We start from the raw sequence: 20553 nt of genomic DNA, 5'->3' as shown, positions 1-20553 counted from the left end.
TTCCTGCCCGACCCATGAGCCGCAGCCCCCAATCCGAGCCCTCTTCCGACGGCGTTGCCGCCGTCGAACGCGCCCTGGCCATCGTCGATGCCATCGCCCAACGCACCGACGCCATCAGCCTGGCCGACCTGTCCCGGGCCACGGGGTTCTACAAAAGCACGCTGCTGCGGCTCATTGCCTCGCTCGAAAAATCCGCCCTGGTCGTGCGGCGCGCCGATGGCCGGTATGCGCTGGGCCCCTACGCGCATCGCCTGGGGCGCGCCTACGAAGCCACCTACCGCCTGACCGAGGCCGTGCAGCCGCTGCTGCGCCAGCTGGTCGACCAGGGCACCGAAAGCGCGTCGTTCCACGCCTATCACGATGCCCAGTCGCGCGTGTGCCTGCTGCGCGTCGATTCGCATCATTCCACCCTCGACCGCATCCGCGTGGGCGACCTGCTGCCGCTCGACAAGGGCGCAGCCGGACGGCTGCTGACCGCCTACCTGGTCAAGCACCAGCCGCCGGCGCAGGCCGGGCTGGCGCTGATCTCGATGGGCGAGCGCGACCCCAACTGCGCGGCGGTGGCCTGCCCCGTGTTCGGCCCCGATGGCGAAATGTGCGGAGCCATTTCCCTGTCGGGCCCCAAAGAACGCTTCACGCCGGCCGCCATCAAGAAAATGTCGCAGCTGGCCGGCGCGGCAGCCGCCGCGGCCACCCAGGCGCTGGGCGGCCGCTGGCCCGGCGGCAAAGCCTAGGCAACGCCAGGGATCAGGCGCCACGCACGGTGCCTGGCCCCGAAGCGCCCCTCAAGCCGTCTTGCCCAACCCCAGGTAGCTTTCGATCACGCGCGGGTTGCCGGCCAGGTCGCGCGCCGGGCCGTGCAGAATCACCTCGCCGGTTTCCAGCACATAGCCATAGTCGGCCACCTGCAGGGCGGCGCGCGCGTTCTGCTCGACCAGCAGGATCGCCACGCCGGTTTCGCGCAGCCGCGCAATGATGTGGAAAATTTCCCGCACGATGCGCGGCGCCAGCCCCAGGCTGGGCTCGTCCAGCATCAGCAGGCGCGGCTTGGCCATCAGGGCCCGGCCCACGGCCAGCATCTGCCGCTCGCCGCCCGATAGCGTGCCCGCTTCCTGGCGGCGCCGTTCGCGCAAGCGCGGAAACAGCTCGAACACCTCGTCCAGCGTGCCGCGCCAGCCGCTTTCGCGCGCCCGGTAGCGGCGGAATCCGCCCAGCAGCAGGTTGTCTTCTACCGACATGCTGCCGAACAGCTCGCGCCGCTCGGGCACCAGCGACATGCCGGCCGCCACGCGCCGCTCGACTGTCCAGCCCGACACATCGGTGCCTGCATAGCGCACGGCGCCAGATGCGTGGCCGGTGCCTGGCAGCGCGCCCATCATGGCGTTGAGCATGGTCGACTTGCCCGCGCCGTTGGCGCCGATCACAGTCACGATGCTGCCGGGCGCGACTGTCAGGGTCGCCTCGCTAAGCGCCCCCACCTTGCCATAACGGGCGCTCAGCCCGCGCACGTCGAGAATCGGATCCTGGCTCATTGGGCGCTCCCGGTTGCCGGGGCGGCAGCATCCGGCAGGTCGTCGTCGATGCCGCCCAGGTATGCCTCGAGCACGGCGGGGTTCTGCTGCACCTCGGCGGGCACGCCTTCGGCCAGCTTGGTGCCGAAATCCATCACCACCAGGTGGTTGGTCAGGCGCATGACAAAATCCATATCGTGTTCCACCAGCAGGATGCTCATGCCTTCGGCGCGCAGCTGTTCCAGCACCTGGCCCAGTTCCTGCTTTTCTTTGTAGCGCAGCCCGGCGGCGGGCTCGTCCAGCAGCAGCAGCACCGGATCGCTGGCCAGCGCGCGGGCGATTTCCAGGATGCGCTGCTGGCCCAGCGCCAGATTGCCGGCCTGCTCGTACAGGTAATCGCCCAGGCCGACCCGCTTGAGCTGGGTGGCGGCTTCGTGCAGCAGCCGCGCTTCTTGCGCGCGGTCGCTGTGCAACGCGCCGGCCAGCACGCCCACGTCAGCCCGCATGTGCGCGCCCAGCGCCACGTTTTCCAGCACCGACATGCCAGGCAGCAACTGCACGTGCTGGAAAGTACGGCCCACGCCGCGCCGCGCGATCTCGCGCGCCGACTGGCCGTCGATGCGCTCGCCCAGAAAGCGCACCTGGCCGCGGGTGGCCGGCAGCACACCGCTGATCAGGTTGAAGGTGGTGCTCTTGCCGGCGCCGTTGGGGCCGATCAGGCCGACGATCTCGCCGGCCCGCACTTTGAACGAGATGTCGTTGACCGCCACCAGGCCGCCGAACTCTTTGCGAATGGCGTCCACTTCCAGCACCAGCGCGCCGCCCTGCGGACGCTCGCGCTGCGCCAGGGCCGCCGCGGCGGGCGGCGGCGCCAGATTGCGGCGCGAGCCGGCGCCGCCGGTCAGGCGCGCCCAGCCAGACGACAGAATGGGCCACAAGCCATTGGCCGCATACTGCAACACCAGGATCAGCAGCACGCCGAACACGATCAGTTCGAAGTTGGCGTCGGTGTCCAGCAGCGCCGGCAGCAGATTCTGCAGCTGATCTTTCAGGCCCAGGATCACCGCCGAGCCGACCACCGCGCCCCAGACATGGCCGGCGCCGCCCACCACCGCCATGAACAGATACTCGATGCCGTAGTTCAGGCCGAACGGGCTGGGGCTGACGGCGCGCTGCATGTGCGCGTAGATCCACCCCGACAGGCAGGCCAGCAGCGCCGCCCAGACGAAGATCACCACCTTGTAGGCCGCCGTGTTCACGCCCATCGACTCGGCCATGCCGGCGCCGCTTTTAAGCGCGCGGATGGCGCGCCCGGGGCGCGAGCTGAGTAGGTTGCTGGTGGCCCACAACGACAACAGCAGGCACAGCCAGATCAGGTAATAAATGTGCCGGCCGCTGGCCAGCGAAAAGCCGAACACGCTGATCGGCTCGAGCCCGGCGATGCCGTCGTGCTTGCCCAGCCAGTCCAGGTTGCCGAACAGGAAATACAGCGACAGGCCCCAGGCGATGGTGCCCAGCGGCAGGTAATGGCCGGACAGCCGCAGCGTGATGATGCCCAGCAGGTACGCCACCACGGCCGTCAGCAGCAGCCCCACGGGCAGGGCCAGCCAAGGCGATGCGCCGAAGTGGCTGGTCATGACGGCGGTGGTATAGGCGCCCAGGCCCACGAAGGCCGCCTGGCCGAACGAGGTCAGGCCGCCCACGCCAGTCAGCAGCACCAGGCCCAGCGCCACCAGGGCCGCCAGCCCGATGTAGTTGAGCTGCGTAATCCAGAATTCCGGCGTGGCCGGCGCCATCGGCAAGACGGCCAACAGCGCGATGAATGCGATAAGCAGGATGCGGTTCATGGTGCTTATTCCTCGTCGTCAGCATGGTGGCTGCTGAACGATCGCCACACCAGGACCGGGATGATCAGCGTGAACACAATCACTTCCTTGTAGGCGCTGGCCCAGAACGACGAGAATGATTCCAGTACGCCCACCAGCACCGCGCCCGCGGCCGCCACCGGGTAGCTGCCCAGCCCGCCGATGATGGCGCCCACGAAGCCCTTCAGGCCGATCAGGAACCCCGTGTCGTAGTAGACCGTGGTGATGGGCGCGATCAGCATGCCCGACATGGCGCCGATGGCCACCGCCAGGGTGAAAGTCAGGCTGCCCGACATGCTGGTGCTGATGCCCACCAGCCGCGCCCCGCGCCGGTTGACGGCGGTGGCGCGCAGCGCGCGGCCGTACAGAGTCTTATCGAAGAACAGCCACAGGGCCACGATCAGCAGGATGCAGGTACCCACCACGAACAGGCTCTGCGCCGACCAGGTGGCGGGGCCGATGTTGATCTGCCCGCTCACGAAGGCCGGCGTGCGCCAGCCCTCGGCCCCGAAAAACACCAGCGCCAGGCCGGTCAGGGCGAAGTGCACGGCAACCGATACGATCAGCAGCACCAGCACCGAGGCTTCGGCCAGCGGCTGGTAGACGATGCGATACACCATGGGCCCCATCGGCACGATAAGCGCCAGCGTCAGCAGCATGTTCAGCCACAGCGAATTGCCTTCGCCGGCATAGCCGGCGGTCAGCCACAGCAGGGCCAGCGGCACGGCCACGCAAGTCAGCAGCACCTTGGGCAGCGCCGACCAGGCGCCGGTGCGCAGGGCCCGCAGGATTTCCAGCACCAGCACGATGGCGCCCAGCAGCGGCAGCAAATAGGCGGTGCCCGGCACCCGGCCGTTGACCAGCATGGCCAGCGTCAGGGCGCCGAACGCCACGAACTCGCCCTGCGGAATGAAAATGACGCGGGTGACAGTGAAGACCAGCACCAGCGCCATGCCCAGCAGCGCATAGATGGCGCCGTTGACGATGCCGTCCTGCAGCAGGATGAGCGCTATCGTGAAATCCATCGAACCACTACCTTAAGGGGATGCCTTGGCATTGCCGGCGCCGCCGGCGGGGCAATGCTGCGAATGCGACACACCGGCCTGGCGGCCGGTGCGTGGTGATGCCGGCGGGCTGGGCAGCCTCGCCGGCGGCATGAGGCTTACAGGTTGGGCTGGTACACCCACTTGCCCTTCTCGACCTTCACCATGACGCGCGCGCGCTCGTCGAAGCCGGCGTGGTCGGTGGGGCTCATGTTGAACACGCCCTGCGAAGCGGGCAGGTTCTTGATGCCTTCCAGCGCATCGCGCATGGCGGCGCGGAATTCCGGCGTGCCCGGCTTGGCGCCGCTCTTGAGCGCCACCGGCACGGCGTGCACGATCAGCTGGCCGGCGTCCCACATATGGCCGCCGAACGTGTTGGTGGAACCGTCGCCGTACTTGGCCTCGTAGGCCTTGGTGTAGGCCAGCGCCGAATTCTTCACCGGGTTGCTGTCGGGCAGCTGTTCGGCCACCAGCAGCGGGCCGGCGGGCAGCAGCATGCCTTCGCAGTCTTTGCCGCAGACACGCAGCACGTCGTTATTGGCCGCGCCGTGGGTCTGGTAGATGATGCCCTGGTAATTGCGCGCGCGCAGTTCTTTCTGCGGCAGCGCCGACGGCGTACCCGCGCCGGCGATCAGGATCGCGTCCGGCTTGGCGCTGATCAGCTTGAGCACCTGGCCGGTCACGCTGGTGTCGGTACGGCCGTATTTTTCGACCGCGGTGATCTCGATGCCCTTGCCCTTGACGGCGTCGCGCATCACGGCCAGCCAGCTGTCGCCGTAGGCGTCGGCGAACCCGATGAAGCCCAGGGTCTTGATCTTGCCCTTGGCCATGGCGTCAGCCAGCGCGCTGGCCATCAGCGCATCATTCTGCGGGGTCTTGAATACCCAGCGGCGCTTGTCATCGACCGGCTCGACGATCTTGGCGCTGGCGGCAACGCTGATCATCGGCACCTTGGCCTCGGCCGCCACGTCCACCATGGCCAGCGAGCCCGGCGTGATGGAGGTGCCGACCAGCACGTCGACCTTGTCGTCGGACACCAGCTTGCGCGAGTTCTTCACGGCCTGAGTCGTGTCGGTGGCGTCGTCCAGCACGATCCACTCGATTTTCTGGCCGGCCACCTCGGTGGGCAGCAGGCTCACCGTGTTGCGTTCGGGGATGCCCAGCGAAGCGGCGGGGCCGGTGCTGGCGATGGTGACACCCACCTTGACCTGCGCACTGGCGAGCAGCGGAAGGCTCAGGGCAACGGCCGCGGCGGCCGCAGACAAGCCGGAATGCTTGCGCGTCATGTTGTTGTCTCCTGTGTGGGCCCTTGTTCTTGCCCCGTATGGGGATGGCGGGCCCGGTTGAACGTCATACAGAAAAATCAATATTAGCGTTTGAAGTGTATCAAATACCCTTCAAATAAACCCCCGTGACTTCCCTAGTTCAGTCACGCAAGAATCGAACGCATTTGACATTAACAAATCTTGCCGAACTTGGCCGTATGCGTCATTAAGGGGATTCCCGAAGCACGGGCCACACCCGCTCGACCCGCCAGGCCACCCAGGCTGCCACCACCGCCTTGACCAGGTCGCCGGGCACGAACGCCGCCACGGCCAGCGCCGCCTTGCCCCATTCCATCTGCGTGACCACGGCCAGCCACGGGATGCCCACCGCGTAGACTACCGCGATGCCGCCCACCACGCAGGCGGCCACATAGCCCGCCACCGCCAGCCCGGCGTTGCGGGCCCGCAGGACGGCCCGGCGCGCCAGCCAGCCCGTCACGCAGGCGCCCAGCGCCATGCCCACCAGGAAGCCGCCGGTGGGTCCGAAGAACACCCCCAGCCCGCCCCGCCCGCCCGGCAGCACCGGCAGGCCGATGGCGGCCAGCAGCAGGTACAGCAGGCAGGCCAGCCCGCCGCGCAGCGGCCCCAGCATGGCGCCGGCCAGCATGGTGCCCAGCGTCTGCAGGGTGACGGGCACGGGAATGGCCGGCAGCGGAATCGGCGGCATCAGGCTCAGCACGACGATCAGCGCGGCGAACAACGCGATCAGCACGGTGTCTCGGGTCTTCATTGAAGGCTCCTGGGGAAAATCGTCGGGGGAAGACGGGCGCGCCTCAGCTGCGCGCGTCGATGGCCTGGGCCACCTGCTCGGCCCGCTTGAGCGTACGCACGACCAGCGGCACGATCAATGCCAGCGGATGCCGGCCCAGGCCGCGCGCGGCCTGGGCTTCGCGGATTTCCTGGTAGTGGCGCCAGATCTCGGGCACGAAGCGCAGCGCCAGGGCCAGCGCCAGGGCCACCTTGCCGGCGTCCAGCAGCCCCAGGCGCTGCAGGGGCCGCAAGGCCCGTTCGCAGACGGCGATCAGGTCGGAGCTGCGGGTGGACAATGTCACCGCCAGGGCCAGGCCCACCAGGGCGGTTATGCGCAGCAGCACCGCAGCGGCCGCCAGCCAGCCCTGGAAGGCCGCGGCGAAGATGCCGATGGCCGCCAGCGCCCACAGCAGGCCGCGCAATTGGCGCCACAGGGCGGCCGCGCCCACGCCGGAGGACCAGACCAGCAGCGCCGCCAGCGCCGCCGCCAGGCCCAGCCAGCGCACATCGCGCACCGCGACCAGGCCGGCCCCGGCCGCCACCAGCAGCGCCAGCTTCAGGGCGGCCGGCAGCCGGTGCAGCGGGCTGGCCCCATTGATATACAGGGGTTCGATCATCATGCGCAGTGCTCGCGGTACCACCGCAGCGCGGGGCCGGGCGCATCGTCGGCGGCAATGCGGCCGTCGGCCACGACCAGCACGCGGTCGAAATCGTGCAGCAGTTCAAGATCGTGGCTGACCACCAGCGCCGGGCGGTCCAGCGCGGCGATGGCCCGGGCCACGCGGTTGCGGTTGCGCAGGTCGAGCTGGGTGGTGGGCTCGTCGAACACCACCATGGCCGGCTCCATTACCAGCACCGAAGCAAGCGCCACCAGCTGGCACTCGCCGCCCGACAGCGTGTGGCTGGCCCGGTCGGCCAGGTGGGCCACGCCCAGTTCGTCCAGGCGGGCGCCGACCCGGCGCGCGCATTCGGCCGCCCCCAGGCCCAGCGATTTCAGCCCGAAAGCCAGGTCTTCGCGTACGATGGGGTAAACGATCTGATTTTCGGGGTTCTGGAACACGAACCCCACCCGCCGGCGCACCGCCTTCGGGTCGCGGCGGGTATCCAGGCCGTCGACCAGTACCCGGCCCGAGGTGGGCAGCACCAGGCCGTTCAGCAGCTTGGCCAGGGTGCTTTTGCCGGCCCCGTTCGGGCCGACCACGCCGACGCGGCGCTGCGAGAGGGTCAGGCTGACCCCCTTGAGCGCCTGGGAATGCGGCGTGGCCACAACCGCCTGGTCAAACTCGATTAACATGGGGCGGGATTATGCCCGAACCATTTCACGGAGCGGGACTCCAATAGTGCATATGGAAAAAGTACGCAAAACCGACGCCGAATGGCGTACCCAACTGACCCCCGAAGAATACGCCGTGGCGCGCCAAAAAGGCACCGAGCGTCCCTTCACGGGCCGCTACTGGAACACCACCACCCACGGCATCTACCGCTGCGTGGGCTGCGGCACCCCGCTGTTCGCCTCCGACACCAAATTCGATGCCGGCTGCGGCTGGCCCAGCTACTTCGAGCCGCTCGACCCCGCGCGCGTGCGCGAAGAGCAAGACACTACGCACGGCATGGTCCGCACCGAAGTACTGTGCAACATCTGCGACGCCCACCTGGGCCACGTCTTCCCCGACGGCCCCGAACCCACCGGCCTGCGCTATTGCATCAACTCGGTGTCGCTCAAATTCGAACCGCTTGAAGACTGAATGAAGAAATTCCTGCTCGACCTGTTCCCGCTGATCCTTTTCTTCATCGCGTACCGGTTCGCCGATATCTACACCGCCACGGCCGTGGCCATCGCCGCCTCGGTGGCGCAGTTCATCTGGCTGCGGGCCACCGGCAAGCGCATCGAGGCCACGCACTGGATCAACCTGTCGGTCATCGTCATCTTCGGCGGCGCCACGCTCTGGCTGCACAGCGATGTCTTCATCAAATGGAAGCCCACAGTGCTGTACTGGCTGTTCGGCGGCGCCCTGCTGGGCGCGCGCGTACTGTTCAAGCGCAACCTGATGCGGCGCCTGCTGGGCACGCAAATCGAACTGCCCGATGCCGCCTGGGACAAGCTCAACCTCAGCTGGGCGCTGTTCTTCCTGGCCGCCGGCGCCGTCAATCTGTATGTGGCCTTTTCCGGCCATTTCACCGAATCGCAATGGGTCAACTTCAAGGTGTTCGGCCTGATGGGCCTGCTGCTGGCCTTCGTGATCGGCCAGTCGCTGTGGCTGGGCCGCCATATGCAGCAGCCGCGCCAACCCGAGGCCGGCAACGACGCCGGCAAAGACTGACCCGCCTGTTTCCCGCATCCCGCCCATGCCCGACGATACCGACCGCATTGCCCTGATACGCGCGCGCCTGGCCGCGCTGGACCCCGTTGTCCTCGACATCCGCGACGACTCCCACCTGCATGCCGGGCACGCCGGCGCGCAAGGCGGCGCGGGCCATTACCATGTGCATATCGTGGCAGCCCGTTTCACCGGCCTGTCGCCGGTTGCCCGCCATCGCCTGGTGTATGATCTTTTGCACGATTTGATCCCCCATCCCGTTCATGCGCTTGCGCTCGATGCCCAAGCTCCCAAGTCAAACCCCTAAAGGAAATCCATGAAACGCATCGTGATGCTGGCCGCGGCTTGCGCGGTCGCGCTGCCGGCCTTTGCGCAAAACGTCGCCACCGTCAATGGCAAGGCCATTTCGCAACAAAGCCTCGATCAGTTCGTGAAACTGCTGGTCAGCCAGGGTGCCACCGACTCGCCGCAGCTGCGCGAACAGGTCAAGCAGGAAATGATCAACCGCCAGATCTTCGTGCAGGCGGCCGAGAAAGACGGCGTCGCCAAGCAGGCCGACGTCCAGACCGAAATCGAGCTGGCCCGCCAGGGCATCCTGGTGCGCGCCCTGATGGCCGACTACCTGCAGAAGCACCCCGTCACCGACCAGCAGATCCAGGCCGAGTACGACAAGGCCAAGAAGCAGCAGGCCGGCCAGATGGAATACAAGGTTCGCCATATCCTGGTCGAAGACGAAAAAACCGCCAACGACCTGCTGGCCCAGATCAAGAGCAACAAAAGCAAGTTCGCCGACCTGGCCAAGAAAAACTCCAAAGACCCGGGCAGCGCCGCCAAGGGCGGCGACCTGGGCTGGGCTGCGCCCACCAACTACGTCAAGCCGTTCGCCGACACCGTCAGCGGCCTGAAGAAGGGCCAACTGGCCGACAAGCCGGTGCAGACGCAGTTCGGCTGGCACATCATCGAAGTCGAAGACACCCGTCCGGTGGAATTCCCGCCGCTCGACCAGGTGCGCCCGCAGCTCGAAGAAATGCTGCGCCAGCAAACCCTGACGGCATACCAGAAAGAACTGCGCGAAAAGGCCACCATCAAGTAAGGCCCGCTACACGCACGCAAAAAAATGCCCGCCGGGTTTCGACCCGGCGGGCATTTTTCTGTGCCGCTACAGGCCCAGCAGCGCCTTCAGGCCGTCTTCGTCCAGCACGGTGACGCCCAGTTCCTGGGCCTTGGCCAGCTTGCTGCCCGCGTCTTCGCCGGCCACCACGTAGGCGGTTTTCTTCGAGACCGAACCGCTGACCTTGCCGCCCGCGGCCAGGATGTGGCGGGTGGCGTCGTCGCGGGTCCAGTTGGGCATGGTGCCGGTCAGCACGAAGGTCTTGCCCGCCAGGGCATTGCCCTGCGGGCCGGCCTCGGCCACGGGGTGCACACCCTGGGCCTTGAGCAGGTCGATGATCTCGCGGTTGTGCGGCTCGGCAAAAAACCGCCGGATCGAGCCGGCTACCACGGGCCCCACGTCGGGCGCGCCGGCCAGGGCTTCTTCGTCGGCATCCATGATGCCTTCGATACTGCCGAAGTGGCGCGCCACGTCGCGGGCGGTGGTTTCGCCGACATGGCGGATGCCCAGGGCGAACAACAGCCGTCCCAGCGACGGCGTGCGGGCCTTGTCGATGGCGGCCACCAGGTTGTCGGCCGACTTCTTGCCCATGCGGTCCAGCGCCGCCAGCTCGAAGGCGTTCAGGCTGTACAGGTCGGCCAGCGACTTCACCCGGCCGCTTTCGACCAGTTGGTCGACCAGCTTCTCGCCCAGGCCGTCGATATCCAGGGCCTTGCGTCCGGCCGCATGCAGCAGCGTCTGCTTGCGCTGCGCCGCGCAGAACAGCCCGCCGGTGCAGCGGGCAATGGCTTCGTCTTCGGTGCGCTCGATGGCCGAGCCGCACACCGGGCAGGATGTCGGCATCACGAATTCGCGCGCGTCGGCCGGGCGCTTGCCCGGCACCGGCCCCACGACTTCCGGGATCACGTCGCCGGCGCGGCGCACGATGACCGTGTCGCCGATGCGCACGTCTTTGCGGCGCACCTCGTCTTCGTTGTGCAAGGTGGCATTGGTGACCGTCACGCCGCCCACGAACACCGGCTGCAGGCGCGCCACCGGCGTGATGGCGCCGGTGCGGCCCACCTGCACTTCGATATCCAGCAGGCGGGTGGTGGCTTCTTCGGCGGGAAACTTGTGCGCCAGCGCAAAGCGCGGCGCGCGCGCCACGAAACCCAGCACTTTCTGGGCCGGCAGCGAGTCGACTTTGTAGACCACGCCATCGATGTCGTACGGCAGCTGCGGGCGGTCGCGGCCCACCTGCTCGTAATAGGCCAGCAGGCCCTCGGCGCCCCGCACGCGGCGGTTGTGGCGGGTATTGACGGGCAGGCCCAGCCCGGCCAGCCAGTCGAGCATGGCGCCATGGGTGTCGTGCGGCAGCGTCGATTCCTGGCTGGTGCCGGGCGCCGGCTCGTCGAACAGCGCGGCCTGGCGGCCCGGCAGGCCGTGCACTTCGCCCCAGCTGTAGGCGAAAAAGCGTAGCGGGCGCTGCGCGGTAATGCGCGGGTCGAGTTGGCGCAGGCTGCCGGCGGCCGCATTGCGCGGATTGACGAAGACCTTTTCATCGCGCGCGGCCTGGCTGCGGTTCAGGCGCTCGAATTCGGCTCGGTTAATCAGCACTTCGCCGCGCACTTCCAGCACCCGCGGCGCCTCGCCCTTCAGGCGCAGCGGCACGGCGCGGATGGTGCGCACATTGGAGGTGACGTCTTCGCCGGTCTGGCCGTCGCCGCGCGTGGCGGCCTGCACCAAAAGGCCGTCTTCGTAGCGCAGGCTGATGGCCAGGCCGTCGAGTTTCAGCTCACAGAAGTATTCGGGCTGCTGGTCGGCGCGCAGCAAGCCCGCGCCGCGCAGCGTTTCGGACACGCGCCGATCGAACGCATGCACTTCGTCGGGCTCGAAGGCATTGCCCAGCGACAGCATGGGCACCGCGTGGCGCACACTGCCAAAGGCGGACAGCGGCGCCGCGCCCACGCGCTGGGTAGGCGATTCGGGCGTGACCAGTTCGGGGTGATCGGTTTCGAGCTGGATCAGCTCGCGCATCAGCGCGTCGTAGTCGGCGTCCGGGATGCTGGGCTCGTCGTGCACGTAATAGCGCACGTTGTGCTGCTCGATTTCGTTGCGCAGCGCGGCGGCCCGCTGCGCCGCCTGCCTGGCCTCTGAGGCCATCAGGCAAACACCCGCTGCGCGCGCGGGCTGCCCGCCGGCAGGCCGGCCTGGTCAAGCTGGCCGAACAGCACCTGCAGGCGTTCGTCGATGACGGTTTCGGCCCCGTCGACCAGCGGCTTGCCCTGGTCGTCGACCAGTTCGGCCTGCAGGCGGGCGGCCAGGTCGCGGCCCACGTCGACCATGCGGCCGAAGGCGCGCGGGTCGGCCGGGGCGCATGGCACGTCGAGCAGCAGCAGCAGGTGTTCGACCGGGGACGTGCCGGCGTCGAACGCGGCCCCGTCGCCGCGCGACAGGGTGAAGCGCGTGGCGCCGTTGTCGGCCAGCCAGGCCAGGCGCGGGCCGTCGGGCGCGAAGCCCAGCTCGCGCGCCACGCCCACGACTTCGGCGACCGAACGCGGCGCCCCCAGCAGCAGGGTCAGGCCCACCTGGGTGTCCAGCGCCGCGCACATGTCGTCGAGCTTGGCCGCGCGCTCGAGCACGACCTGCTGGTCGGGCCCCTCGATGGTGGCCTCGAAGCGCTCGGCCAGGTCTTGCGCGCGCGCCCAGGCCTGCGACCATTCGATGGCGGTCAGGGGGCCGCTGCGGTTGGCCAGCAGCACCGCCAGCTGCAGCGCAGCATACGATTCACCCGCATGGACGCGGGCCCGGTGCCGGCCCGCCTCGGTGGCGGCGAACACCCGCATGGGCTTGCGGCCCACCTGGCGCAGGCCCTGCATATAGGGCAGCAGGTCGGCGCCGCGCGCCGGTTCGCCGAAGTTGACCTCGATGACGATCTCGCAGGCGGGATCGGGCTCTTCGGCGTCGTCGGCGTCCGCATCGGGCGCGGCCGCCTGGGCGGCGGCCGGCATGTTCATGCCCGGTTCGCGGCGCGACGGTTCAGCGCCACCCTGGCGGCCCTCGTTCGCCCCCAGCAGGGGGTCCTGGTCGGAGGCCGGGAAATGCGCCTGCATGCGGTTTCGCGCGCGGCGGTCTTGCCACCAGTTGAAACCCAGCACCAACAAAATCAGCAGCACACCCAGGGCAATCAGCCCGATCTGCAAGTCGCTCATGTGTCAATCCTGCGCCGGCAAGACAGCGCCATTCTAGGGTCTAAAGGCCCGGTCGGTTTATGCGGCTTCGGCGGCCATTTGCACGGCCGAATCAATGTCTACGGCAACGATACGCGAAACCCCCTGCTCTTGCATGGTAACGCCGACCAGTTGCTTGGCCATCTGCATGGCGATCTTGTTATGCGAGATGAACAGGAACTGGGTCTGCTCGCTCATGTTGCTGACCAGGTTCGCGTAGCGTTCGGTATTGGCGTCGTCCAGCGGCGCGTCGACTTCGTCGAGCAGGCAGAACGGCGCCGGGTTCAGTTTGAACAGCGCGAACACCAGCGCGGTGGCGGTCAGGGCTTTTTCGCCCCCCGACAACAGGTGGATGGTGCTGTTGCGCTTGCCCGGCGGCTGGGCCATGACCTGCACGCCCGCATCCAGGATTTCGTCGCCGGTCATGGTCAGCTTGGCTTCGCCGCCGCCGAACAGCTTGGGGAACAGTTCGCCGAAATGGCCATTGACGGTGTCGAAAGTGGCCTGCAGCAACTCGCGGGTTTCGCGGTCGATCTTGCGGATGGCGTCTTCCAGGGTGTCGATGGCGGTAAGCAGGTCCTGCTGCTGCGAATCGAGGAATTCCTTGCGTTCGCGCGAGGCGTTGAGCTCGTCGAGCGCGGCCAGGTTCACCGAACCCAGCGAATCGATCTGGCGCGAGATGCGCCCGACTTCGGACTGCAGCCAATTGGCGCGCCGCCATTCATCGGGCATGGCCGAGAGCTCTTGGGCCAGCGCCTCGCGGTCGACCTCGCGGGCGTTGAGCTGCTCGGTGAACTGCTCTTCGGCCAGGCGGGCCGCCTGCTCTTGCAGCTGCAGTTCGGTAATGCGCGCGCGCAGCGGCTCGAGCGCGCGCTCTTGCTGCATGCGTTCTTCGTCGGCGCCGCGCAGCAGGGCCGACAGGTTGTCGAGTTCCTGGCGGGCGCGCGACAGCGCTTCTTCGCGTTCCGCGCGCGCTTCCAGGGCGTCTTGCAGGCCGGCCTGCGAGGCCGAGGCGTCGAGTTCGGCCAGGTCGGCCTGCAACTGTTCGAGTTCAACCACGGCGCGCTGGCTCTGATCGGCGGCCAGCTGGCGGTTGCGCTGCAGGTCGGCGATGCGCGACTGCACGCCGCGCTCGGCGAATTCGGCTTCCTGGGCCGCGCGCTCGAGTTCGCGCAGGCTCGCGCGGGCGGCCTCGGCCTGGGCGGCCAGGTCTTCGCCGGCGATCTCGGCATCGGCGAAACGCGACTGGTGCTCGGCCAGCTCGGCGTCCAGCGTCTCGAAGCGGGCTTCGGCTTCTTCGCGCGTGGCCCGCAGGTCTTCTTCGTGGGCGGAGATTTCTTCCAGGTCCTGGCGCAGCCGCGCGGCGCGTTCGCCGGACTGTTCGGCCTGCTGCTGCAGGCGCGAGTGTTCGAGCTGGATGTCGTGCACGCGGCGCGTGACCTCGGCCACGCGCTGGCGGGCCGGCGCCACCGCTTGCGACACCTGCTGCCAGGCGGCCTCGGCGCGCGCCACCGCCGCCCGGGCCTGGTCGGCAATGAGCTGCTGCGCCTTGATCTCGCGCTGCAGGTTCTCGATTTCCTGCTGGCGGGCCAGCAGGCCGGCCTGCTCGGAGTCGGGCGCATAAAAGCGCACGCTGTGGGTGTCCACCAGGTGGCCGGCCTTGACCACGCAGGCCGCGCCGGCCGGCAGGGTGGCGCGCGCGGCCAGAGCCTGGCCCAGGTCGGCGGCGGTGTAGATGTTGCGCAGCCAGTCGTTGAGCAGCGTGCGCAGATCGGGGTCGGTGATGCGCAGCAGGCTGGCCAGCGGCGTCAGCCCCTGCGGCGCGGCCGGAGCGGGCGCGGCGGCCGGCACCTGGTAGAACGCCAGGCGGGCCGGCGGCGCGTCTTCGGCAAAGGCGCGCGACCAATCCAGGTTGCGCACCTCCATGGCGGCCATGCGCTCGCGCAGCACCGATTCCAGGGCGTTTTCCCAGCCGGGCTCGATGTGCAGCTTTTGCCACAGGCGCCCCAGGCCGGCCAGTTCGTGCTTGGCCAGCCAGGGTTCCAGCGCGCCCTGCTTCTGCACGTCGTCCTGCAGCTTGACCAGGGCCGCCAGGCGCGCCTCGAGGCGGGCCAGGTTTTGCGCGTCTTGCTGGGCCGACGCGTGGGCGCTGCTGCGCTCGGCATCGGCCTCGGGCACCCGGGCTTCCAGGGTGGCCAGTTCGTGCTGGGCCTCTTCGAGCTGGTCTTCGCCTTGCGCGCGGTCGCCCGCCAGCTGTTCCAGCCGCACCGGATCGGGCGCCTGGAGCTCGCGCAGTTCTTGCTGCAGGCGCTCGCGGCGCTGTTCCAGGTTTTGCAGCTGGCGGTCGGCGTCGCGCTGGGTCTGCGCGGCCAGCGCCAGGTTCTGCTCGACCCGCGCCAGCGAGCCGCGCATGTCGTCGCGCGAGGCGGCCGCATCGCGCACGCGGGCCTCGGTGGCCGGCAGGCTGGCCTGGGCCTCTTCGGCGCGGGCGCGCGCCTCTTCGGTGCGAGCGGCGCCCGTGGCCAGGTCGTCTTCGGCCTGGGCGATCTGCTCGACGCAATGAGTCTGCTGGGTGTCCCATTCGGCAATCTGCTGCTGCAGCTGCTCGCGGCGGGCCTGCAGGCGGTTGCGCGAATCGACCACATGGCGGATTTCGGCTTCCAGGCGGCTGACCTGCGCGTTGGCCTCGTACAGCTGGCCCTGCGCGGCATGCACCGCGTCGCCGGCGGCGTAATGAGCCTGCCGGCGCGATTCGAGCTCGGCTTCGCCCGAACGCAGGCTGGCGATGGCGGCTTCGAGGTTGGTCTGGGCCTGCGCCATGTCCTGGTTTTTGCGCTGGCGCTCGTCGCGCGCGCCGGTTTCTTTCAGCAGCCAGAGCGCGAACTGCTTCTTTTCGCCATCGGCCTGCAGCTCGCGGTACTGGCGGGCCACTTCGGCCTGGGCTTCCAGTTTTTCAAGCTGCGAGCCCAGCTCGCGCAGGATGTCTTCGACCCGCGTCAGGTTCTCGCGCGTGTCGGACAGGCGGTTTTCGGTTTCGCGGCGCCGCTCTTTGTAGCGCGACACCCCGGCGGCCTCTTCGAGGAACACCCGCAGTTCTTCGGGCCGCGCCTCGATCAGGCGGTTGATCATGCCCTGCCCGATGATGGCGTAGCCGCGCGCGCCCAGGCCGGTGCCCAGGAAAATGTCGTGGATGTCGCGGCGCCGCACCTGCTGGTTGTTGACGTAGTAGCTGCTGGTGCCGTCGCGCGTCAGCACGCGCCGCACCGCGATCTCGGAATAGGCGCTCCATTGGCCCGCGGCACGGCCCTCGGAATTGTCGAACACCATTTCGACCGAAGCGCGCGCCGCCGGCTTGCGGTTGCCCGAGCCGTTGAAAATGACGTCCTGCATGGACTCGCCGCGCAGCTCCGACGCCTTGGCCTCGCCCAGCACCCACCGCACCGCGTCGATGATGTTGGATTTGCCGCAACCGTTGGGGCCCACCACGCCCACCAGCTGGCTGGGCACGGGAATGACGGTGGGGTCGACGAACGATTTGAAGCCGGCGAGTTTTAGTTGAGTCAGGCGCACAGTACGATGACGGACGGGTGGGGTTGAACGAAAGGCGTTGAACGGACCTGCCGCACGGATTGCAGACGGCCCCCGGGGGCCGGTAGATGCGGATCGTATGATACCCCAGGCGGCCGGCCGGCCCACCGGCGGTCCGCCCCCCTCGAAGCGCGTAAAAACCCTTGCCCTGGATGCCGGACGCTATACTCGCTGACACTTTTTTCCATACGAAACACGTTTTTCAATGCTGCGGCACATTGCGGCAGCCACCGGGGATTCACTTTTGAAACGCGGGTTCTATCTGGTCATGGCTGCGCAGGCCTTCTCGTCCCTGGCAGACAACGCGCTATTCATCGCGGCGATCGCCCTGATACTGGAACTGCACGGCCCCGACTGGATGGCTCCCGTGATGAAGTGGTCGTTCGCCCTGGCCTACGTGGTGCTGGCGGCCTTCGTGGGCGCGCTGGCCGACTCCTTCCCCAAGGGGCGCGTGATGTTCGCCACCAACGCGCTCAAGGTGACCGGCTGTCTGCTGATGTTCATGTACGCCAACCTGGGCATTCCGGCCACCCACCAGACCTACCTGGTGTGCGCCGCCTATGGCCTGGTGGGCGTGGGCGCGGCGGCCTATTCGCCGGCCAAGTACGGCATCGTCACCGAGATGCTGCCGCCCGACATGCTGGTCAAGGGCAACAGCTGGATCGAGGGCCTGACCGTGTTTTCCATCATCCTGGGCACGGTGCTGGGCGGGGTGCTGATCTCGCCGGCGGCCTCGGCGCTGCTGCTCAAGCACGCCCATATCGGCCTGCTGGTGCGCACGCCGGCCGAGGCCGCCATTCTGGTGATCGCCTTCGTCTACCTGCTGGCCGCGCTCTGCAACCTGCTGATTCCCCATACGCACGTGCGCTATCCCCCCCAGCAGAAAAACCCGGTGCGCCTGACCCTGACCTTCGCCAGCTACGTGCGCGTGCTGTGGCACGACAAGCTGGGCCAGATCTCGCTGGCGGTCACCACGCTGTTCTGGGGCGCCGGCGCGGTGCTGCAGCTGATCGTCATCGAATGGGGCCGCCGCCACCTGGGCTACCGGCTCGATGAATCGTCGATACTGATGGGCGTGGCCGCCCTGGGCACCGTGGCCGGCTCGATCCTGGCCGGCCGCATCCCGCTGCGCAAGGCGCTGTGCGTGCTGCCGGTGGGCGTGGCGATGGGCCTGGTGGTGCTGCTGATGCCCCTGGTGCACTCGACCTGGAGCGTCTACATCCTGCTGCTGATCACCGGCGGCCTGGCCGGCTTCTTCGTGGTGCCCATGAATGCCCTACTGCAGCATCGGGGCCACGTGCTGCTGTCGGCCGGCCATTCCATCGCCGTGCAGAACTTCAACGAGCAGCTCAACATCCTGCTGATGGTGGCGGTGTATACCGTGCTGCTGTGGCTGGACATGGCCATCAACACCATCATCGTGCTGTTCGGCCTGCTGGTGGCGGTGCTGATGATCATCTTCATGCGCTGGAGCCGCCGCAACATGTCGGCCGACCCGGCGCTGCACGAACAGATCGGCCAGACCGGCCACGGCCAGGCGCTCAAGACGCCTCACTGAAACCCCCGGCCCGTGGCCGGCGGGGCTCAGCCCAGCGCCATGGCCAGGCGCAGATCCTGCCAGGCGCGCGCCTTTTCGACCGGGCTGCGCAGCAGATAGGCCGGGTGATAGCTGACCACCACCGGAATGCTGCGCCCGTCGTCGGCCGCCAGCGTGTGCCGGCGCCCCCGCAGGCTGCCGATGGTGGCGTCGGTGCCCAGCAGGGTCTGGGCGGCGAAGCGGCCCAGCACCAGGATGCGTTCGGGCTTCAACAGCTCGATCTGCCGCATCAGGTATGGGCTGCAGGCCGCGATTTCTTCCGGCTTGGGATTGCGGTTGCCGGGCGGGCGGCACTTGATGACATTGGCAATGAAGACGTCTTTTTCGCGGCTCAGGCCCACCGCCGCCAGCATGGCGTCCAGCAACTGGCCCGACCTTCCCACAAAGGGCAGGCCCTGGCGGTCTTCCTGCTCGCCGGGAGCTTCGCCCACCACCATCCAGCGCGCCGGGCGGGCCCCCATGCCGAACACCGCATGGCGGCGGCCGTTGCACAGGCCGCAGGCCGTGCACTGGACAACCTGCTCGCGCAGCGCGTCGAAATCGTGGGCGGCCACCACCGGCTGCGCCTCCGGCGCCGGCTGCGCGCGCGCGGCGGGCGCGGCCGCGGCGGGGCGCGCCGCCGGGCGCGGCGACGCAGCGGGCGCCGCGTCCGCAACGGCGCGGGCCGCCGGCGCTGTCGGGGCGGCCTGCGCCACCGGCGCCTCTGGAGCCGCGGCCACGGCCGGCGCGGCGGCCGGCCGGGCAGGCGCCGCCGGCGGCGGCTCGGCCGCCTGCAGCCAGGTTTTTTCGATGCCGATCTCGCGCAGCCAGAACTTCTGCAGCGCGTTGATGCGGGGCGCCGTCGGCGCGGCGTCCGTCGGGCTCATTGGTTGACCTTCATGCTGCGCACTCCGGTATTCGCCCTTGGGGCGGCCCGGCGGGCTCGTTGGTTGACCTTCATGCTGCGCACTCCGGTATTCGCCCTTGGGGCGGCCCGGCGGGCTCATGGCTGGCCTCCGTCGCGGACAAGGGTTTTCTGCATGACCAGCGCATCCTCGCGCTGGCCCTTGCCTGCCGGATAATAGCCCCGCCGCATGCCGATGCGCTGGAAGCCGCGGCGCTCATAGAACGCCAGCGCCGCCCGGTTGGACGGCCGCACTTCGAGCAGCAGGGCCGGCAGGCCGCGCTGGCGCGCGCACTGCTCGCACCAGTCGATCAATTGGGTGCCCAGCCCCTGGCGGTGGCGCGAGCGGGCCACCGCAATCACCAGCAGGTGCGCCACATCGGGCGCCAGCATGGCCACGCAGAACCCGGCCAGCCGGCCATCCTGGCGCAGCACCCTGGCCTCGTAGCCCGCCGCCAGGGCGTCGGCGAAATTGCCGCGGGTCCAGGGAAACGCCTGTACTTGCGCTTCCAGCGCCGCCACCTCGTCCAGGTCGGCCTCGGCCATGGCAGCCAGCACGGGCCCCGCGGGCGGCCAGGCGGGCGCCGCCTTGGGGTTGCCGCCCTGCCCCAGTTCGCGCTCGGCAGTGGTGAACGCAACCTTGTCCCGCACATACAGCGGCGCCGCCAGCTCGGGCGCCACCGCCTCGCCGCGCAGCCACGCCAGCCGCGCCAGCTGCGCCACCGCGCCGGCCTGCGGCCGCTGGGCGGCGCTGCGGCGCCAGCCGGCCGGCACGGCCATGTCGGCGGCGTACACGTCCCAGGCGTCGCCCGCCACGCACGGGGCAAGCGCCGACCAGGCCGGCAGGTGGTGGGCCGCCCAGGCCACCGCCTCGCCGGCGGCGATCAGCATCGGTGCCTGGCGCGTCAGCCAGGGCGCGGCGGGATCCGCGCCGCGTTCGTAGACCGCCAGATAGACCTCGTTCATGCGCGCGTCCAGGGCCACCACCACGATATCGCCCGGCCCGGCCTGCGCCTGTTCGGCCACCGCCAGGTGGGACACCACCGGCACCACCGGCACCTGCAGGGCCAGGCCCATGCCCTGCGCCACCCCGCACGCCACCCGCAGCCCGGTGAAGCCGCCCGGCCCCTGGCCGAACGCCACCGCATGCAGGTCGCCGGGCGCCAGGCCCGCCTGGGCCAGCAGCTCGCCGGCCATGGGCAGCAGGCGCTCGGCGTGCTCCTGGGCGCCGTCGTGCTCCAGCACGCTGACCACGGCGCCGGCGGGCGTCGCGCGCAAAAGGGCCACCCCGCAACGCGAGGAAGAGGTCTCGAGGGCCAGCAGGTTCAAATCCATAGCGGCAGATTGTACGAA

The 20553-nt window shown here is 68.9% G+C and carries 18 protein-coding genes; 6 read left to right on the top strand and 12 right to left on the bottom strand.

Annotated elements, in window-relative coordinates; translation table 11 throughout:
- Positions 1–14: 14 nt before the first annotated feature.
- Complete coding sequence (locus J2P76_RS08385; RefSeq protein WP_207406164.1) at positions 15–734, top strand: IclR family transcriptional regulator; 720 nt, start codon at positions 15–17, stop codon at positions 732–734.
- A gap of 51 nt (positions 735–785) precedes the next feature.
- Here J2P76_RS08385 and J2P76_RS08380 read toward each other — a convergent pair whose 3' ends face one another.
- The 7 genes from J2P76_RS08380 to J2P76_RS08350 all read right to left on the bottom strand — a co-directional run bounded on the left by J2P76_RS08380 (position 786) and on the right by J2P76_RS08350 (position 7788).
- On the bottom strand, positions 786–1532 hold the full coding sequence (locus J2P76_RS08380; RefSeq protein WP_207406162.1) for an ABC transporter ATP-binding protein: 747 nt from the start codon (positions 1530–1532) through the stop codon (positions 786–788).
- Positions 1529–3358 carry a branched-chain amino acid ABC transporter ATP-binding protein/permease gene (locus tag J2P76_RS08375; protein WP_207406160.1) on the bottom strand — a complete coding sequence of 610 codons (1830 nt, stop codon included), beginning with the start codon at positions 3356–3358 and terminating at the stop codon, positions 1529–1531. The genes J2P76_RS08380 and J2P76_RS08375 overlap by 4 nt, the downstream gene beginning before the upstream one ends.
- A gap of 5 nt (positions 3359–3363) precedes the next feature.
- Positions 3364–4401 (bottom strand): branched-chain amino acid ABC transporter permease, encoded by a 1038-nt coding sequence (locus tag J2P76_RS08370; RefSeq protein WP_207406158.1) that lies wholly within the window; start codon positions 4399–4401, stop codon positions 3364–3366.
- Positions 4402–4538: 137 nt separating this feature from the next.
- The gene (locus J2P76_RS08365) at positions 4539–5705 is read right to left on the bottom strand and encodes an ABC transporter substrate-binding protein (protein WP_207406156.1); all 1167 of its coding nucleotides are present in this window, start codon (positions 5703–5705) and stop codon (positions 4539–4541) included.
- A 205-nt stretch (positions 5706–5910) separates the two neighbouring features.
- The gene (locus J2P76_RS08360) at positions 5911–6474 is read right to left on the bottom strand and encodes a biotin transporter BioY (protein ID WP_207406152.1); all 564 of its coding nucleotides are present in this window, start codon (positions 6472–6474) and stop codon (positions 5911–5913) included.
- A gap of 43 nt (positions 6475–6517) precedes the next feature.
- Positions 6518–7111, bottom strand: a complete 594-nt coding sequence (locus tag J2P76_RS08355; RefSeq protein ID WP_207409153.1) for an energy-coupling factor transporter transmembrane component T — start codon at positions 7109–7111, stop codon at positions 6518–6520.
- Complete coding sequence (locus J2P76_RS08350) at positions 7111–7788, bottom strand: energy-coupling factor ABC transporter ATP-binding protein (RefSeq protein WP_207406150.1); 678 nt, start codon at positions 7786–7788, stop codon at positions 7111–7113. Before J2P76_RS08350 ends, J2P76_RS08355 begins: the two co-directional genes overlap by 1 nt.
- 52 nt (positions 7789–7840) lie before the next feature.
- On the opposite strand from J2P76_RS08350, the gene msrB reads away from it, so the two are divergent.
- The 4 genes from msrB to J2P76_RS08330 are packed head-to-tail and all read left to right on the top strand — an operon-like array spanning position 7841 to position 9905.
- A complete protein-coding gene (msrB, locus tag J2P76_RS08345) occupies positions 7841–8239 on the top strand; it encodes a peptide-methionine (R)-S-oxide reductase MsrB (RefSeq protein WP_207406148.1) in 399 nt (132 codons plus the stop codon).
- Positions 8240–8815 (top strand): septation protein A, encoded by a 576-nt coding sequence (locus J2P76_RS08340; protein ID WP_207406146.1) that lies wholly within the window; start codon positions 8240–8242, stop codon positions 8813–8815. It abuts the gene before it with no gap.
- Positions 8816–8840: 25 nt separating this feature from the next.
- A complete protein-coding gene (locus tag J2P76_RS08335) occupies positions 8841–9119 on the top strand; it encodes a BolA family protein (protein WP_207406144.1) in 279 nt (92 codons plus the stop codon).
- Positions 9120–9128: 9 nt separating this feature from the next.
- Entirely contained in the window at positions 9129–9905 is a 777-nt protein-coding gene (locus J2P76_RS08330; protein WP_207406142.1) for a peptidylprolyl isomerase, read from the top strand.
- 66 nt (positions 9906–9971) lie between these two features.
- Here the strand turns inward: J2P76_RS08330 and ligA are convergent, their stop codons facing one another.
- The 3 genes from ligA to smc are packed head-to-tail and all read right to left on the bottom strand — an operon-like array spanning position 9972 to position 16702.
- Positions 9972–12065 carry an NAD-dependent DNA ligase LigA gene (gene ligA, locus J2P76_RS08325; RefSeq protein ID WP_207406134.1) on the bottom strand — a complete coding sequence of 698 codons (2094 nt, stop codon included), beginning with the start codon at positions 12063–12065 and terminating at the stop codon, positions 9972–9974.
- Positions 12065–13114, bottom strand: a complete 1050-nt coding sequence (locus tag J2P76_RS08320) for a cell division protein ZipA C-terminal FtsZ-binding domain-containing protein (protein WP_207406132.1) — start codon at positions 13112–13114, stop codon at positions 12065–12067. Before J2P76_RS08320 ends, ligA begins: the two co-directional genes overlap by 1 nt.
- A 57-nt stretch (positions 13115–13171) precedes the next feature.
- Positions 13172–16702, bottom strand: coding sequence for a chromosome segregation protein SMC (gene smc, locus J2P76_RS08315; RefSeq protein ID WP_207406130.1), 3531 nt, complete (start codon positions 16700–16702; stop codon positions 13172–13174).
- A gap of 262 nt (positions 16703–16964) precedes the next feature.
- On the opposite strand from smc, the gene lplT reads away from it, so the two are divergent.
- Complete coding sequence (gene lplT / locus J2P76_RS08310; protein ID WP_207406128.1) at positions 16965–18278, top strand: lysophospholipid transporter LplT; 1314 nt, start codon at positions 16965–16967, stop codon at positions 18276–18278.
- A gap of 26 nt (positions 18279–18304) precedes the next feature.
- On the opposite strand, the gene J2P76_RS08305 is transcribed toward lplT, so the two are convergent.
- Together J2P76_RS08305 and tsaB are read right to left on the bottom strand one after the other, a co-directional pair.
- Positions 18305–19183: a uracil-DNA glycosylase gene (locus J2P76_RS08305; RefSeq protein WP_207406126.1), complete on the bottom strand. Its 879-nt coding sequence runs from the start codon at positions 19181–19183 to the stop codon at positions 18305–18307.
- A 116-nt stretch (positions 19184–19299) separates the two neighbouring features.
- Entirely contained in the window at positions 19300–20535 is a 1236-nt protein-coding gene (gene tsaB / locus J2P76_RS08300) for a tRNA (adenosine(37)-N6)-threonylcarbamoyltransferase complex dimerization subunit type 1 TsaB (protein WP_207406124.1), read from the bottom strand.
- Positions 20536–20553: the final 18 nt, after the last annotated feature.

Source organism: Bordetella petrii, from assembly GCF_017356245.1.
In the GTDB taxonomy this organism is placed as follows: domain Bacteria; phylum Pseudomonadota; class Gammaproteobacteria; order Burkholderiales; family Burkholderiaceae_B; genus Bordetella_A; species Bordetella_A petrii_D.
Note: the sequence above shows the minus strand (reverse complement) of the source record. Positions and strands in the feature narration are given on the sequence as shown.

Excerpts from the sequence above, each read along its gene's own strand:
- J2P76_RS08385 (WP_207406164.1), top strand. The coding sequence starts at position 15 with ATGAGCCGCAGCCCCCAATCCGAGCCCTCTTCCGACGGCGTTGCCGCC.
- J2P76_RS08380 (WP_207406162.1), bottom strand. The coding sequence starts at position 1,532 with ATGAGCCAGGATCCGATTCTCGACGTGCGCGGGCTGAGCGCCCGTTAT.
- J2P76_RS08375 (WP_207406160.1), bottom strand. The coding sequence starts at position 3,358 with ATGAACCGCATCCTGCTTATCGCATTCATCGCGCTGTTGGCCGTCTTG.
- J2P76_RS08370 (WP_207406158.1), bottom strand. The coding sequence starts at position 4,401 with ATGGATTTCACGATAGCGCTCATCCTGCTGCAGGACGGCATCGTCAAC.
- J2P76_RS08365 (WP_207406156.1), bottom strand. The coding sequence starts at position 5,705 with ATGACGCGCAAGCATTCCGGCTTGTCTGCGGCCGCCGCGGCCGTTGCC.
- J2P76_RS08360 (WP_207406152.1), bottom strand. The coding sequence starts at position 6,474 with ATGAAGACCCGAGACACCGTGCTGATCGCGTTGTTCGCCGCGCTGATC.
- J2P76_RS08355 (WP_207409153.1), bottom strand. The coding sequence starts at position 7,111 with ATGATCGAACCCCTGTATATCAATGGGGCCAGCCCGCTGCACCGGCTG.
- J2P76_RS08350 (WP_207406150.1), bottom strand. The coding sequence starts at position 7,788 with ATGTTAATCGAGTTTGACCAGGCGGTTGTGGCCACGCCGCATTCCCAG.
- msrB (WP_207406148.1), top strand. The coding sequence starts at position 7,841 with ATGGAAAAAGTACGCAAAACCGACGCCGAATGGCGTACCCAACTGACC.
- J2P76_RS08340 (WP_207406146.1), top strand. The coding sequence starts at position 8,240 with ATGAAGAAATTCCTGCTCGACCTGTTCCCGCTGATCCTTTTCTTCATC.
- J2P76_RS08335 (WP_207406144.1), top strand. The coding sequence starts at position 8,841 with ATGCCCGACGATACCGACCGCATTGCCCTGATACGCGCGCGCCTGGCC.
- J2P76_RS08330 (WP_207406142.1), top strand. The coding sequence starts at position 9,129 with ATGAAACGCATCGTGATGCTGGCCGCGGCTTGCGCGGTCGCGCTGCCG.
- ligA (WP_207406134.1), bottom strand. The coding sequence starts at position 12,065 with ATGGCCTCAGAGGCCAGGCAGGCGGCGCAGCGGGCCGCCGCGCTGCGC.
- J2P76_RS08320 (WP_207406132.1), bottom strand. The coding sequence starts at position 13,114 with ATGAGCGACTTGCAGATCGGGCTGATTGCCCTGGGTGTGCTGCTGATT.
- J2P76_RS08305 (WP_207406126.1), bottom strand. The coding sequence starts at position 19,183 with ATGAGCCCGACGGACGCCGCGCCGACGGCGCCCCGCATCAACGCGCTG.
- tsaB (WP_207406124.1), bottom strand. The coding sequence starts at position 20,535 with ATGGATTTGAACCTGCTGGCCCTCGAGACCTCTTCCTCGCGTTGCGGG.